Annotated in this window: 12 protein-coding genes; 3 read left to right on the top strand and 9 right to left on the bottom strand. The window is 44.7% G+C overall.

What is annotated here, in order from left to right:
- Nucleotides 1-5 precede the first annotated feature (5 nt).
- The 7 genes from OEZ43_08450 to OEZ43_08480 form a co-directional block, all read right to left on the bottom strand.
- Nucleotides 6-1454, bottom strand: coding sequence for a TIGR03016 family PEP-CTERM system-associated outer membrane protein (locus tag OEZ43_08450; protein MDH5545608.1), 1449 nt, complete (start codon nucleotides 1452-1454; stop codon nucleotides 6-8).
- A gap of 86 nt (nucleotides 1455-1540) precedes the next feature.
- Nucleotides 1541-2425, bottom strand: coding sequence for an XrtA-associated tyrosine autokinase (locus OEZ43_08455; protein MDH5545609.1), 885 nt, complete (start codon nucleotides 2423-2425; stop codon nucleotides 1541-1543).
- Between the two features lies 1 nt (nucleotide 2426).
- On the bottom strand, nucleotides 2427-4007 hold the full coding sequence (locus tag OEZ43_08460; protein ID MDH5545610.1) for a chain-length determining protein: 1581 nt from the start codon (nucleotides 4005-4007) through the stop codon (nucleotides 2427-2429).
- Between the two features lie 102 nt (nucleotides 4008-4109).
- On the bottom strand, nucleotides 4110-4667 hold the full coding sequence (locus OEZ43_08465; GenBank protein MDH5545611.1) for a polysaccharide export protein: 558 nt from the start codon (nucleotides 4665-4667) through the stop codon (nucleotides 4110-4112).
- Nucleotides 4668-4872: 205 nt separating this feature from the next.
- Nucleotides 4873-5772, bottom strand: a complete 900-nt coding sequence (locus OEZ43_08470; protein MDH5545612.1) for a ThiF family adenylyltransferase — start codon at nucleotides 5770-5772, stop codon at nucleotides 4873-4875.
- A gap of 111 nt (nucleotides 5773-5883) precedes the next feature.
- Nucleotides 5884-6603: a PEP-CTERM/exosortase system-associated acyltransferase gene (locus OEZ43_08475; GenBank protein ID MDH5545613.1), complete on the bottom strand. Its 720-nt coding sequence runs from the start codon at nucleotides 6601-6603 to the stop codon at nucleotides 5884-5886.
- 256 nt (nucleotides 6604-6859) lie between these two features.
- The gene (locus OEZ43_08480; GenBank protein ID MDH5545614.1) at nucleotides 6860-8083 is read right to left on the bottom strand and encodes a cyclic nucleotide-binding domain-containing protein; all 1224 of its coding nucleotides are present in this window, start codon (nucleotides 8081-8083) and stop codon (nucleotides 6860-6862) included.
- Between the two features lie 134 nt (nucleotides 8084-8217).
- On the opposite strand from OEZ43_08480, the gene OEZ43_08485 reads away from it, so the two are divergent.
- The 3 genes from OEZ43_08485 to OEZ43_08495 all read left to right on the top strand — a co-directional run bounded on the left by OEZ43_08485 (nucleotide 8218) and on the right by OEZ43_08495 (nucleotide 11090).
- Nucleotides 8218-9270: a hypothetical protein gene (locus tag OEZ43_08485; GenBank protein ID MDH5545615.1), complete on the top strand. Its 1053-nt coding sequence runs from the start codon at nucleotides 8218-8220 to the stop codon at nucleotides 9268-9270.
- Nucleotides 9271-9568: 298 nt separating this feature from the next.
- Nucleotides 9569-10414, top strand: a complete 846-nt coding sequence (locus OEZ43_08490; protein ID MDH5545616.1) for a PEP-CTERM sorting domain-containing protein — start codon at nucleotides 9569-9571, stop codon at nucleotides 10412-10414.
- Nucleotides 10415-10499: 85 nt separating this feature from the next.
- On the top strand, nucleotides 10500-11090 hold the full coding sequence (locus tag OEZ43_08495) for a peptidoglycan-binding protein (protein ID MDH5545617.1): 591 nt from the start codon (nucleotides 10500-10502) through the stop codon (nucleotides 11088-11090).
- Nucleotides 11091-11101: 11 nt separating this feature from the next.
- On the opposite strand, the gene prsT (OEZ43_08500) is transcribed toward OEZ43_08495, so the two are convergent.
- Nucleotides 11102-13708 carry a PEP-CTERM system TPR-repeat protein PrsT gene (prsT, locus tag OEZ43_08500; GenBank protein ID MDH5545618.1) on the bottom strand — a complete coding sequence of 869 codons (2607 nt, stop codon included), beginning with the start codon at nucleotides 13706-13708 and terminating at the stop codon, nucleotides 11102-11104.
- Complete coding sequence (prsT, locus tag OEZ43_08505) at nucleotides 13708-16479, bottom strand: PEP-CTERM system TPR-repeat protein PrsT (protein ID MDH5545619.1); 2772 nt, start codon at nucleotides 16477-16479, stop codon at nucleotides 13708-13710. Before prsT (OEZ43_08505) ends, prsT (OEZ43_08500) begins: the two co-directional genes overlap by 1 nt.
- Nucleotides 16480-16491: the final 12 nt, after the last annotated feature.

The raw sequence follows: 16491 nt of genomic DNA on the forward strand, positions 1-16491 counted from the left end.
CCGGTCTAATATTTTAACTGTATAGAAGCGGTTACCAGGTGATGGCGTTGATTTGCAATCTCATTAGATGAATCCCGCTTCAGATAATAGTACTCAAGTTTTGCCTTAACTCTTTTTGAGAGCCTATGAGTGTAACTTGCACTTCCTTCGTAGATATTGTCATCTTTACTAACTCGACCATATCCGCCGTGTTCGAATAGTGCCGACGTAGCGATACTTCCTGCAGAGAAAACCTTCAACGTCCACGAAAAGTTAACACCATACGATTCCTCAAAGAAGTTCTGTTCCTGAAACACGCGATGCTCTTTATGGAGTTGCAACACACCTAGATTTCGCTTTCCTCGAATAGAGTATTTCGCAGTCGAAAGTTTTTTCACAAAAACGCCGTCTTCAATTGTTTGCAATACTCGGCGCTTAATATTCGCAACCTCTCCAGTAAAGACTGAAGCGGTTAGTTCGTCGCCCACATTCTCAAAAACGCTCTGCGTATCAATATATGTCCTTGAAGTCAGGTCTTCCGAATGTATCAGCTCGATACTTGACTTTCGGAATTCGTGTTTAAGAAATGTCGTCCAAGTTTTTCCGATTACGCTTTTTCCGATAGATGCGAGGGCCTCAGTCCTAGAACCGATTTCCCAACTACCACTGACTCGATACGTTTCGCCATACGACCGCCGACCGTACAATGCATCCAATTTCATGTCACGACCCAATAGTGCAGATAGCATTGCTTCCGCAAAATATCCGCTGGTCGCAAACTTGTTTGAACTCGCCATTTGGGGATTTTGCTCGTAGCCGCCTTTCGCACTCAAACTCAAGCGGCGAATTAAACGCACACCCATGGCAGCTTGAGCGGTTCGTGTATACGGCCTTGCAGAATTTGTGTAACGAATACGATCCTGTTTAGCATCAAAGCGCCAAAACATTCGCTGGAATAAATCACCACTACGCAACACTGCTTCTATTTGGTGACTTTCGTTATCAGTGGCTCGGATAGAATTATACTTGTTTTGCGCGACTCTTCCTTGTAATTCGCCAACTAGCAGATGTGCGACAGGCTGTTTCCAGTCAATCGATGCTGCATAAGCTTCGTAGTCAGAATATAATTCATTAAACGTTAATTCATTTTTTAAGGTTATCGTATTCAGTGGACTGTAATACCGTCGCTCCTGATTCCCTAGTAACTTTATGTTCGCACGTTTCTCGATTAATTCAAGATTTGAAGCAATCCTATACTGATGCTCTTCATCAAACTGTTCATAGTTTCGTAGCAACATGCGCTGAACATAAGAATATTCCACATCGGTCTGGGTTCTTGGCGTCTTTAATTCTAAATCGACGCCAGGAGAGAATTCGGTAATTAAGTTACGTTCACGTCTGGAACTAAATATTAAATGAGCAGCGGTTTGAGAAACATTCAGGCTTGGAGCAAGTGTTAACTCGTTTGCATGCACGAAACCAGCCTCAAGTATCACAAAGGTAAAGATGAGAAAACCGACGACGTGTTTCAGAAGTGTTTTTTTTTTAACATGGGCACAGACTATTCCTTGTCCTTTGCTCCATAAGCACCATAGCCATAGTATGAACCATAGTAGTTCCCTGACGATTTGCCGCGAAACTTGTTAAGCACCAGGCCTACGGTTTGTTGATCGGTATTTAGATAGGAGAGCGCTTCCTTGATAACCGGTTCAGCGGTTTTTACCGATTCAACCACTACGAGAATTTGCCCCATCAATCCAGCAAGAACCCTGGCCTCACTGGTCGCAAGCAATGGTGGCGAATCAAATATCACAACTCGATCGGGATAACGCTCTGATAATTCCATAGTCAGGTTATACATTGATTCGCTGGCAAGCACCTCAGTTGCATGAGAATGCAAACGGCCAGCGGGAAGCAATCGGAGGTTTTCAACATTCGTATTGAGCAAAACATCGGACAATTCGAGGTCGTCGTCGAGCAGATAGTCGACCAAACCAACATCGGTATCCAGCCCAAGATATTTCATGGCTGAGGGTTTGGCAACATCTGCGTCAATTAAAAGAACCTTGCGATCTAACTCCATCGATATACTCATAGCGAGGTTTATAGAGTTAAACGATTTGCCTTCGCCAGGTACCGCGCTGGTTACCATTATCAGATTACCGCGGTCATTTACTTTACCTGAATTACTAAACGCATTGCGCAAAAGTGGGCGCTTGATTGCCCGCATCTCTTCCGCTATACGACTACGACCGTTCTTGGTTGTCAGCATTCCCGCTGCTTCAAGCCGCTCAAGATCAATTTGAACTTCTTTTTTCGTCTGCCGTTTCCCTGTCGCGACGGCTGACTGACGAGAAACAATACTGTTACTCTCGCTCTCGCCTGTTTGAGCTCCTTGCACCTTATTCTGACGATTTTTTTGGAGAGCTTTTTCAATGGTGTTCATATCAAATCCCCAATCCTGAAGCAGCGAATAAGCCGCGCAACTTTGCTTGCATAAGTACGACGATACCAAGTGCAACAACCAACAAGGCTGCCATGAGCACAAAAGAACTTACCTCAACAAGGCGAGTTCGAATTTCTTTTTCCGTTCTGACCTTGCTTACCACACCGAACACAGGCAAACCAGTAGCCAAGGTTAATCTACGCGACGAATCAAACGTAGGTTTAACTTGGGACAAGAAAAACGCAAAAATAAGACCACCAGCCAATCCGCCTGTTAATACCACGATATTAAATAACAAGCGATTGGGACCAGCCGCTTCAAGAGGAGTCTTCGGTGGATCGAGCACCTTGAATTGCACATCATCAGCAGATTGGTCTGCTGATTGCGCCAGTTTTGCGGATTCACGTCGAGCAAGAAGCTGATCATAATTGCGCTTTGTTATGTCGTAGTCTCTGTTCAGGCGCTGCATTTCGGCTTCAATCTGTGGAGTCGTATCCACAGCCTTTTCAAGCTGAACGACCTCTTTCTGTAGACGTTCGACTCGCGCAGCTAATGTCACCACTTCGGCTTCAGCCTGAGCAAAAGAAATTTTTAATTGTTGATAAACGGGATTTTGAGCAAGTGGGGCAATTTTTGTGCCTTCAGGTAAATCAGCCTTGGCCTCTTCCAGTTCTTTATCTCGCTGGGATTTCAAACGTTTCACCGTTTCTTCCAGCGCTACAACATCTGGATGCTTATCGGTATACTTTAACAACAAATCATCGCGTCGCTTTTCCATATCAGAAATTCGAGCATCTAAGGGATGACTCAAGCCACCAGAGAATATGTTCGTTGAGGGCGCGATGCCAAAGGTAGGTTCCTCGCCCGCCATCTGGCGCTTGAACTCATCTCTACGGCGCGAAATTTCTTCCAGCTCCGCACGGCTACGGGACAATTCAGCGCTCTTGGATTGCATCTGCGTAAAATAGTCCCCTCCCCGACCGGGCAGAAAGGCTACGTTCTTCTGTTTGAATTCTTTTACTCGCTCTTCTGCGTCAAACAGACGCTTTTCATATTCTTTAATCTGCTCCTCAAGAAAACGCTGTGCAGAGGAACTGTCTTTTCTCGAATCTCCTAATGAGGATTCCACAAATAATGTCAATAATGACTGAACAACGTTTTTCGCCAAATGAGGCTCGTCATCAACATAGGAAATACTGTAAATATTATCTCGGCCGCCTTGGAATTTTATGGTTTTCTTTAGACGCTCAATCAATAACTCCATATCTGCTTCATCTTTCACCTTGAGGTCCATGTCCGTCATGCGGGCAATTTTTTCAAGGTTGGGCCGACTTAACAGTGTACGGGTCATAATCTGGACTTCGTCTTCTACGTCAGATTGAACTGCCAATCCACGCAATAATGGTCGCAATACAGACTTGGTATCAACATAGACTCGTGCTGAAGACTCGAATTGATCAGGAAGACTGGCTACAAACAACCACCCTGCAATAGCGATAGGCCAGGCAATCAAATGCACATACCAGCGATAACGCCATATCGCCCGGGCATAGTGCATGACTTGTTCAAATATCTCGTGCATATTGGCTTTTTATCTTAAATTTCCACTATTTGGAATAGAGCAAAAGGCTTAGCCCTTTCATCAAACCTGGAGAATCTTAGCCCTTGCTTCTTAGACTATCCTTTAAAACCAGGATTCTGGAATAATGAGTATATCTCCGGGCAAAATGTTCACATTTTGCTCTATTTCGCCATCCTTGATCAGATCATCCAAATAAACGCGAATTTCCTTTTGCTTACCGTCAACAACACGCACAATCTTGGCGCGATTGCCCGCAGCAAATTCGGTTAAACCACCGACAGCAATCATCACATCAAGGGCTGTCATGTGCTCTCTATAGGGTAATGCCTGAGGTTTTGCGGCCTCGCCAACGACTCTAACCTGCTGAAAATATGGGCCAACAAATCCTGTCACAATGACAGTTACTAAAGGGTCTTTGACATAAGCCCCCAATGCCTTTTCTATTTCTCTGGCCAATTGTGTTGGTGTTTTGCCACTCACCTGAAGGTCCTCCACCAGGGGGATCGACACCCTGCCATCAGGTCGAATGGGAACAGTGATTGACAGGTCCGGATTTCGCCAGACGAAAATGTTGATATTGTCACCAGGGCCAACTACATAGAGAGGACTTTTAGTGTTCGGGGTTATTGTGGACGGTTGCTCTGCCGCCCAAACTGGCATAGCCAACGCCCATACAACCAGGAAATTCAAGTATTTCACGATCATACCTTTTGTTACATCGCGCGATTATTGCGGCGATTTTATGCTATCTGACACTGTGATTGATGTTAGTTAATTCACAAGGGTTGTACTACAAACATTCGACCCAGGTGGTAGCCTTGAGAAGAGCGAGGATATTAACACAAAACTGAGGATAAGAGACCTGTCAACCCATTTGTTTTAACTGGTCTAGCAAGCCAATAGCGGAAAACTTTTTCACTACCAACTGGCGTTTGAGCCGTTGTTTCCAATTCCTGTTCCCGCTGCGGAGATAGCCTGTTGCTAACTTTTGTCTATAGGCATCAAATTGAATATAGTGAGGCGCGTACCGCATCCCACCTCTACCCAGCAATACTTTTAAGGCTTGTGCTGATAACAAACTCGCGGCCTGCTGCACACCAATCACCGAAGATGGGCCACGCCCGGATGCCGGGTCCACCGAAGAAAAGTCCATATATGGTAAGTGTAAGGCTGACGGGGCCAAACCTATCAAGAAATTTATTATTTGGTCCGCGTATGATTGACCATCACTAAGAGAAAAGTATTCATCAAACGACATGGAGCCGTGAGAAAACACCAATAAAGATCCGGAAAAGCCCAAAGGCGCTGCAGTCAGACTCGTCACTTGCTGCCTTCTGGCTTCGGCAAAAAACAATCGCCTCACGCCAATCGAGAAAAAGTCCACTCCATCAATCGCAATGTCAGCGCCCTTTACAAAAGCCTCTACATTGTCTTTGCTCAATCCTCCAGGGTATATTTCAACTTGAGCGTCGGGGTTAATTGACTTGATTTGAGCCGCTGTAATTTCTGCTTTGTTCTTGTCTACGCTTTCTATGGTAGCGCCGATTTGGCGATTGAAGTTTGCCACAGAGAATTCATCAGGATCAGTCAATCGAAATCGACCAATACCCAGACGCGCAAGAGTAAGCGCGTGATAACCACCTACCCCGCCACAACCAACTATTGAGGCCAAAGAACCAAACAATCGTTGCTGTTCTTCTTTCGATATGAGACCAAGATTCCGGCCAAATGCTTCCGAAATACTAAATCGGCTATGTTGAGACATCCGTGCCACCTATTTGAATTAGTGTTTATAGACTAATTTTAGTATCGGCTATACGGAATGTAATTTGAACTCTTACCATATCGACAACATATGAATCTTCCCTACAAGGAATCATAAGTTTGCCAAATCCAGCACTCTTTCCCTGCTCAAAAAGCTCTGATACCACGACTGATTAAATAACCGACTGTGTTGCGATCTACCTGTTTCCAAATCCTTCACGAAATCGTCCACCTTACAATAATAAGGTTTACGGATTCCCCTGAAGTCTACTTCCGGCCCAATCTCAGTTAAATTAAATCCCAACGACCTAGCCACGCGAGCCAAAGGCAACGACTGCATGGCGAACCAGTGTTTTACACCAACATCAACGCTGTATTGATACATCGCTCGTAGCAATCCAAACAAAATCTCCGGCTCTCTTCTGCGAGGCACCACTTTAACTATGTTCGTGTTGTTAGAATCAACGCCTTCCGATCTAAGTTGACTTCGGCGATGGGAGCTCAGAATACATGCACGAGATATTTCAGCACACTGGTCCAGACCGCCATAATACTCCGGAGACTCAACCTCACTATGGGCCCAAATTGGCATTCTCGTCGGCGCATCAAGCACGAGCCGCATTGCAGCAACCCAACTTTCAGTCTTCTTACACCTTACGACAAAATGGGCGGATCTGTAGTCATACCTATCCCATTCCAACTCCTCGTTAAATTTTTCACATCGCTCATATCCTGTTTCTAAACAGTAGACTTTATAACGAATCGAATAATTTAATCTTTTTGATGCAGCGGTGTCGCATAGAAATACTTCATATTGATCGTCGAATAACATAGCCCTTATTTCATACTGGTAAAACGTACAGGAATTATCCTTATTAGGCCCCAAACCCCATTTTTTGAAAATGCAAGGACTAGTCCATCAACAAACAAGGACTCTTAAAACGAAATGCGATGGACAATGTATTTGAAGAAGACACTATGTTTTGATCGTGTTAGGCTAAATTAGTGAGAAAAATGATCAAGATTAGCAATTTATTACGGCGATTAGTGACGCCAATAAAAACTGTCGGCTTTAGCAGACAAGACACCTAGGAAGCCTTGTTTTTTTGTACTAAAAACCTAATCAACTTCTCGCCGTAATCAAGATTACCGGCAAATTTCTTGATTTCAAGCACCCGTCGAACTTCGTATTCCCTCACTCCTGCAGACTTCGCCAGATCTTTTGGCCCAATACGTACAACCTTCGCACCTGGAACCTTCGTGTCGGGCAAAGACTTCTTTAGCAAATCATTTAAGGCATATTCAACTCTGCCGGTCTGTGGCGCGAAGGCCATTACCATTGCCAGATCGTCAGTTCGCCTGATTCGGTCAGCAAACACGGCAAAAAGTTTCTCCACTAAAGGCGAATCAAAATTAATAATTTTCTGAAATACTTTTTTATCAATCCTGATTACCTCTACATGTGTATTGGCAACTGCACTAGCCGATCTACTACTGTCGTCAATTAACGAAAGCTCTCCGAACAATGCGCCTCGAGCAAGCGTTGCCAACGTTAACTCTCGTCCATCATCATCTTTTCGTGCAATAGCCACCCAACCGCTGTCCAGAATATAGGCCTCCCCCCCTAGATCCCCTTCAGAAAAAAGCGTTTCACCCGGTGCAAAAAGCATCCTTTCGAAGTGTTGCGCGAAATTGTCTAGCCAGAACGTGTCAAGATTGCTATCTAAGAGCTGTCCAAACGCCCATTGATAAACATCAGAAAATTTCGTAAACATCGGGACTATATGATTAGTGTATTCTTCAACCCATACCTTTTCAGCAAGCGCTGCGAAGCCTAGATGCTCATACACTTTTGTGGTTTCATGGTTAGAGGTTGCGATCACATGGGTCACGCCCCAGCCTGCGCATACCCCGGTGGCCATTTTCAACAAAGCCTGCAAAACATCTCGTCGACGGCGCCAGTTTGATCGTATCGCCAGCATTCCTGCGCTTGCGAAAATGGAATCACTCCCTGTTTCAAGCCTCCATTCCTTGTGTTTTATTTGGCGCAATTCTAAAAACGGAAAAATCGAGTCAGGGGGCAGGCCAACTTCAGAATCCCGGGTAATGCGAATAGTGCCTACCGGTTCGTTAGAATCATAGGCGATGATGTTGGTTGTACTTGGCAACGCATCATAGCGATCAACAATGCGTTGTGTTGGTAAGGGACTACCGCCAAACTTGCCATCTTCAACGACATATACTTCGTGACGGAGCCAGAATACGTCATCCAGCTCCTTCTCTGAACGAGCAACTTTTAGTATCGTTGCCATAAGTTATAACCTGAGTGATACTCGCGATAATTAGGACGTCTTACTTCGATAGTATCGACAGGTTTTCCTGTAACATTTACATGAAAGTTTCCAGGCTATGGAATTAACGATGAATAGTGGAGCCACCCATATTGATGCAAGACGAAATAAAGGATTTAATTCTCGAACACGCCATCTCTGCACCCTCAGCCGATAATTCCCAGCCGTGGAAATTTCACTGGAATGGAGAAATTTTAGAGATACATATCGACGAAACGCGGAGTGGCGGGCCGTCAGACAAGTCATTTTTACTGAGCGATATGTCGATTGGAGCGCTTATAGAAAACATCTCTCAAACCTCATTTATTTTAGGGTATAAGGACAAGATCACGTTATTCCCTCGAGGGGTAATCGAAGCACCTTTTTACACCGCGCAAATCGAATTTCACAAGGACGATCAAGCCGACATCGACCTCCAGGCCGCTAGAGATCGACTACAGTTCATAAGAGATCGACATACCGACCGAAGCTTTCCCTGGAAAGAGATCCCTGCCGAGACCAAAGAGAGTCTCGCTTCATTGTGCGAGGACATTCCAGGCACGGATATCATTTGGTTAAATCGACAGGAAAAAAAGACTGCCCGCCAGGCTATGTGGCAGGCGGAATCGTTGAGATTCTCTACCAAAGAACTTCACAGTGAGCTGTTTTCGTCCATACGCTTTGACATCGGGTGGAAAAACAGTACGAAAGAGGGTTTGGCCCCTGCTTCGCTGAATGTGGAATGGTTTGCACGCCCGGTATTCAGCGCCTGCAGGCGTTGGAGCCTGATGAGAATGCTTAATTTGATTGGCGCCGCAAAAGGATTTGGATTCCGCTCGGCATATTTGCCAAATCTGTTAAGCCCCGAACTTGTTGCCATCTGCACTAGTGGTGACTCGCGCCAGGCAATAATTTGTGGTGCACGTACAATGCAGCGATTCTGGTTACTCGCGAATAAAAAAGGCCTTTCAATTCAGCCGTTTGCCGCTCCGAGCGTAATTTACCTGGCTAAAGAAATACCTGTTTCCGAAAACAAGTCTTCGAAGATAAAAGAAAAACTTGCTGCACTTAACCCCAATATGAGTATTTTGATTCTGTTGCGGGCTGGTCTTTCATCGACACCCAAGCCTGGTCATACCTCTTTGAGACGGGGTCTTTCCGACTTCTAGGCTGTCGGCAAAATTAACATCAGATATTATTCTTTTATTTCAATGCATTACATCCGTTTGGAAAAATTACGCGTCGATATTTCAAACTTATATTGGGTACACGCTATCTGAAGAGTCGAAATTATTTACAAGATCTACTGGTGATAGATGATTATCTCTGAGAACATACTTCACTCCATATTATTTCCCTTTAATTACATTGAGTTAGCTTACCGCCACGCACTTGGCTCAGTTCCTGCAAACTAAGAGATAGATTGCAAACCAATCGAACAATTTGATTAACAATTGGGAGTTCAAAATGAAAAAACTAGCTACTGTGTTAGCGATCGGAACAGCTCTCGTAGCTGGCTCTGTATCTGCTTCTCCAGTTAACGTTGGTGGTGTTGTTTGGGATCCGGCCAGCCTGGATGACTACTTTGCCACTGACACTATGTATGAATCTGTTGCCATCCCTACTGGCGCTATGAGTACTGGCGTTGCCAATGTTTATGATTTTACTGGATCTAATGAACTTAAAGGTTACGGTAAAATTACAAACATCAATGGTGATACTACTACTTTCTGTCCTGGTTGTGAGCTTACCTATCAATTCGGTGGCCTATACCTGAACCAGTGGATCGACGTTGATGGTGACGGTAGTGTTGACGCCGGTGACCATATTTCCTTTACTGGTGGCTGGGTTAATTTTTACGTTGATTTCACCCCTGACTTCAACAATGTTAGCTCCGCTTCTGCTGGTGACGAAGGTGGCGCAAACAACCTATGGTTGAGCCTTGCAGGCAATACTCAAACTGCTACTTATGGTGCAAACAGCATCAGCGGTACATTGTTTTCAACTATCACTACGGGAACTTTGGGTACCGGAACTGAAGGCGGAAATGGATTCGGTAACTTCGATGTTACTGGCGGTCTAGCCAACGCTAACTTCGACACTGATTCCCAGGTTGGTGGCTCTGATTTCAGATTCACATCATCCTATCAGCCACGTACATGCTCACCTACATGTCCTGAAGGGAATAACCTGTTCGGATCAAACGACATCTATGCCGACTCCATTCCTGAGCCTGGCATGCTTGCGTTGTTTGGCGCTGGTCTGATCGGTCTTGGCGCTACTGCGGTTCGTCGCCGTAAAATTGCTGCCTAGTCCGAGATACACCGAAACTAGAAGGGCTGTACACTATGTACAGCCCTTTTTTTATTGAGAAAATATTTACAAAGGAAAGTTTTCTATGTCGCCATCCAAGATTCGCCTGACTATTGTGCTTTGCTGTCTTTCACTCATATCCAGCGCTTTTGCCGCAGACTCCGACGGCTCATATGCGGTTAAAGGTGCAGGCATTTCTAGCTGTGGAAAATTTGTAAGTGCGGCAAAGAATAAAAAAGATCTCTATTTAGTCTATGGCGGCTGGGTGGAGGGGTATATTACGGCTTCTAACCAACACCTTGACCAAACGTTTGATCTCGCGCCCTGGCAATCGACCCAGTTATTACTGAAGATTATCGAGTCTGTCTGCACTCAAAATACAGAGCAAAACCTTCATCAGGTACTGGCCCGAATAAGCGCCGATATGAGTAGACAACGTATTGCTAAAGGGGGGAAGTTTGTTGATATCGACGGAAAACGAAACTACATATTCCAGGAAGAGGTCATCGAACGAATAAAACAGGCGCTCAAGAACAAAGGATTATATACTGGACCTGTGAATGGGGAATACACCTCAGACCTTCAGAAATCATTAAAACAATTTCAGAAGAACATCAATCAAAATCAAAGTGGCCTTCCGGATCAGGGCACATTACTCAAACTCTTTTCACAATAACAATTACCAGGTTACTTGGCCTTAATCGTTTCAAGTGTATCCAATATGGCCTTGTTATTGGGTGCGAGCTCAGTTGCTTTTTCAGCATAGGACAGAGCTAGTTTGCTATCTGTATCTTTAAGCAGCCACGCCAAATTATTTAGCGCAAGAACATGCTCTCCATTTAATTCAACGGCCTTCTTATAAGCGCCTATAGCTCTATTTTTTTCCCCCATCGCGTCATAAGCCGTCGCAAGTACATATTGCAACTGAGCATCTTCCGGATTCTTACGCTTTGCGTCGTCAAGGACATTCATTGCTTCTGTCTTTTTACCCATAGACCAATATGCTTGTGCCAGCTTCTGCACAACATCAGCATCAATATTTTGCTTTGCAAGCTCTTCATAGATCTCAACCGCTATCTTTGGCTTATTTTCAAACATCGCCAATTGGGCTCGCAATAATCTTTCAGCGACATGATTGGTGGTTCCAGCTTTCTGCAGTTTATCAATCCACTGAGATGCCATCCGGTAATTTTTTTCAGCAAAATAGATATTGACTTTTGCAATCACAGCAGGAACAAAGTTCGGGCCTCTATCTAAAGAACGATCCAGAGCCTTTACTGCCTCAGCCTTATTATTTAGTGCAAAATATGCTGTATACACCAAATAATGCGCTAGTGCGGACTCTTCTTCTAAACGAGCAAGACTTCTATAAGACTCCAAGGCGTTCGTGTACTCTCCAAGCATCATCTGAGCGTTACCCATTTCGGCCAAAACAGCTGAGTTTTTACCCACCTGTCGCTTTATATTTCTAAGCTCGGCCAGAGCCTGAGAAGCCTTTTGCTGTTGTAGATAAATCCTGGCGAGCAGTACCGCTCCGCTAATTTCATCACTGTCTTTCTTTTGAGCCTTTTTGATCATTTCGGCTGCACCATCAAATTTTCGCTGTCTCATTTGAAACTGCGCAAAATCATACAGTGTTGTTACATGATCCGGATTCTCTTTCAAAACTGCTTCAAAATACACTTCGGCTTGCCCAAAATCGCCCTTTTTTACCTCGAGCGCAGCTAGATTCCGCCCTGCTGGCGGATAACCAGGCGTTAATTCAAAGGCACGCAAGAAAGCATCTCGAGCAGCACCCTCATTACCCGACAATAAATGCACCGTACCCTGCATGCTAACCAAAAGTGGACTATTTTTATCCAGCGCTTCAAGGCGCTTTAATTCGTTGATCGCATTCACATAGTTTTTTGCTTTAATATGGGTTTGTACTATTGCGAGATTTGCAGAAATATCATCCGCTCCGTCACTCATTCTGGTAAATTCCGCAATCGCTTGATCATACTCGCCCATTCCCACTAAACTTTGGGCGAGACCACCGCGTATCTTTTTATCTTCGGGAACCTGTTGAAGTGCCTTTCTAAAGTAGGCAACTCCACGTTCAGCGTCTCCCGCACTTAAAGAGGCAGAAGCGATAAGCGCCAATGTTTTGGGTGTAAGCTCTTTTCTTTTTTCCAGTGGCTTCAACGTCTCCACAGCAGCATTAGCCTCGTTTCTGGATAATTGAGTAAATGCAAGCATCTCTCTCGCAATCTGATTACCAGGTACCAAAGACAAAAACCGTTGCAAGTGGTCTTCTGCTTGCTCAAAATTCCCTTCTATTGTATTGATAGCCCCCAGAATCAAAATAGCGCCTTGATGGCCGGAGTCTGCTTTTACAACTTTTTCCGCCAAATCTTTTGACTTGGAATACTCCTTTTTCTGAAACGCTAACACGCTGCGAATTTGATTTAAATCAGACCGATCCGGAAAGCTACGTTTGTGGAATGTATCTCTTAAACTATTTAATAGATTTTCACTCTTTTCAGTACTGTTTTCTTCAAGGTATTGTTCAATCTGCCCCTTTACCGCAACAAAGTAGTAATAGTCCTGTAGGCTAGTCGATAAAGAAGCCGCTTTCTCGTATGAAGCTATTACTTGAGCAGAATCTTTTACGCTTCGATAGACATCCGCCCTAGTAAGCCAGGCTAAAACATCGTTGGCATTCTCTCGGATCGATTCTTCAACGATTTCTATCGCCTCTTCGTTTCTTTTGTTTATTAGCGACACTCTAGCTAATCCTAGATTTGCCCTCGTTTTAACGGCCGAAATATTCGCAGCGCTCTTGTACGCAGCTTCAGCCTGTTTAATATCCTTTAGTTGGAAATATGCGTCGCCCCGTGCAACCAATTTGCCTCCTCGTAACAACTCGGAGTCCCTATCACTAAGCTCCATATAGGCTAGTGCCTCATGTGCGCGCCCCTGCATCAACATTGCGTCACCAAGTCTTGAGACAATCGCTTCAGGACTAACCCCTAGTTCTGCGGCCCTTCGTAGCTCTTTCTCTGCTCCTCCACCCATGCCAATTCGCGTATATATATCACCTAACAAATATCTCGCCTCGGCGCTATTCGGATAGTGAGCCAATGCATTCTTGAGAAAGATAGTGGCCTCACGATAATCGCCCTTATCCGTAGAGACCTTTGCACTTTCAATATATTCTTGTTCTGTCAACACCTTCTCAGCGCAACTGAAAAGCGTTCCCACTAGAAAAGTTAAAACAATTAGCTTAGTAATATTCCCGAAAGAACTGACCATTAATTCAACTCCCTAAGCAATGCCTTCGCTTCTTCCCGCATAGTAAAATCACTGTTTGCGAGCAAGCGATCGACTTCGGCTTTCGCCTGTCTTTTATTTCCCTGTTTAGCCAAACCATATGCCAGGTGGTACTTGATTTCTAAAATATGAGGCGCAATAACGCTCGCTTCCTTCACGATATTGACACCACTGTTCACGTCTCCTGCTTTTATAAGAGACCAACCATATGTATCCATTACAGCTGGATTCTTGGGCGCCAGATCAAATGCCTTTTTACCAAATTCGATTCCACGTTTGTCCGCTTTCTCTGCATAGATCCAGGCCAGATTATTTAACGCGGCAACATTATCAGATTGCATTTTTACAACTTCCTGATAAGTCTTTATAGCGTCGTCATCCCGCCCAGCAGATTGGTATTCAGTTCCTAGAGCCATCAATACGGCCACATTGGGTTCGTTTTTCTTTTGCCAATCCTGCAACACCTTTATAGCGGTTTGTGCATCGCCTGACTCTTTATGTGCTAGTGAGAGTTTCTGAACAATTGCATGGTGAGCTGACTTTATTAACGCTTCGCGATATGGAGTAATTGCATTTTTAAACTGTTTTTTCTTCATTGCTATATCACCGGACAACACCCAGCCTGCGGCGTTTGTTTCATCCATTTTTTGAAGGGATCTGGCTACTCCTAGTGCTTTGTCGAAAGCACCTTGTTTCAAATACAATTCGCCCAGAAGAAGATTAATAGCTAAATTGTCACCAAATAACTTCCCGGACTCTTCCAGCGCCTTTATTGCTGCACTTTCCTGTTTACTGGCAATCAAAGATCTCGCTAGCCCAAGAATGACATTCGCAGAACTCGGAAACTTATCTTTGAGAAAACGATACCGATCAATTGCACTCGTAAATTCCTTGTTCGCCAAATATGCCATCGCCTGGGTTTCAATCAACATTGGATTGCTCGGCATTTTTTCCAATGGCGCTCTTAGCACCTCTAGTGCATTAAGGGGTTCATTCTGCGTAATATAGAATCTTGCCATCGTGGTAACCGCACGAACACTTTCAGGGTTGGCTTTTTGTGCCTCCGACAACCATCGCTCAACACCTTTACTATCCCGTTCAATAGCGGCGATTCTGGCTAACCCCAATAAGGCTTGCTCATTAGTTTTGTCATGCCTGATGGTTTCTTCGTATATAGTTTTTGCTTCTGTGGGTTTGTTTTCGGTAAGTGCAATTCGGGCCAAATTCAGGCGAGCTGGCGAAAACGTATTATCCAGTTTCAACGCCTTTTCAAAATCACTTTTTGATGCCTTGAAATCCTTTTTTCCCATAGAAGCAACGCCACGAAAATTGTATGTGACAGGATCTTTTGGCCTCTTTTTCAACATGGCATTTGCTGCTTTTAATGCCTCGTCGTATTTCTTATTCTTTATGTGTGCAGTGATTAGCATCACGTCCGCCTGCACCACATCTTTGTCCAGACCTGACGCCATTTCTAACGTTGAGACTGCTTGATCGAGATCGCCGCTGACCAGATAACCCAAACCGAGCTGAGTGCGAATACCAGCCTGATCCGGATCAAGTTCTACCGCGGCTTCCAGCAATTGAGTACCACGGATAGAGTTGCCAGAGCGCAGATATGCTGACCCGAGCAAGGTCAGTGTATTGGCATCCGCAGACTCATCTTTTTCCCAACGCGACAAAACTTTAATTGCGTCATCAAAACGCCCCTGTTTCATCAACACCCCGGCATACATTCTAGCTCCCTGGAGATGACCAGGGTTCGCTTTATTGAACCGGGATAAGTAATCAGACGCCTGCTCGAGGTTACCTTTCTGGAATTGGATATTACCCATTAACAATATGCTGGGCATGTGATCGCGAACATTGGCGATAACTTTTTCCAAAGCGGCTTGCGCTTCATCAAGCTTTTTTTCCGCAAAGAAGACAAATGCGCTAAAATAATTTGCCATTGGATGAGAGGGCATGCGCTTAAGCACATCATCAATCAAGGCTCTTGCCTCGGTTGGTTTATTCTTTGCGATGTATATTGAAATGAGCCCGAGCTTAACGTTCATATTTTCGGGCTTGTACTTCAAAGCTTCTTTGTATGACTTCTCTGCCGATTCCAAATCCTTATCCAGACGCGCTAACTCTGCCTTTAGCGACAAAGCGGGAACAAACGTCTTGTCTGCATTAATCGCTTTTTCAATATAGGATTTCGCACTCGCCACTTCTCGATTGCTCAGTGCGATTCGCGCCATACCAACAAGCGCTCCGGCGGTTGTCGGATCTACTTCAAGTGCCGTCTTATATTGTTTTTCCGCCTTATCGAACTGACCTAACACCATGTGCGCATCACCACGACGATAAAGAACACGGCCTCGCACATCTGCGGGTAATTGCTGATCGTCCTTTATTTCATCCAGGAGATCATTGGCACGTCCTTGAGACAGATAGGTTTCCGCAAGGGGATCGAGCCAGTCAACGTCTGCGGCACCCAAACTGCGAGCGCGGCGCAGTTCTTTTTCTGCCGATGGCGTATCGCCGACTTCCAAATAGACTTTACCCAGTAACAATCTTGCTTTATGACTATCCGGATTTTTCTGTAGCGCGTTTTTCAAATGGATAATCGCTGCGCGATATTCTTTCGCTTCGAATTTCTGTTCTGCGTCACTGATAAATTGGCTTACGTCTGTTGCCGCCGTTGCCGCATAAGAAATTCCTAAAAAACTCCAGACAAAAACTAGCAATATATTTCTAAATAATGTCATATTTGACTACAC

This window comes from Gammaproteobacteria bacterium (genome assembly GCA_029881255.1).
GTDB lineage: Bacteria > Pseudomonadota > Gammaproteobacteria > S012-40 > S012-40 > JAOUMY01.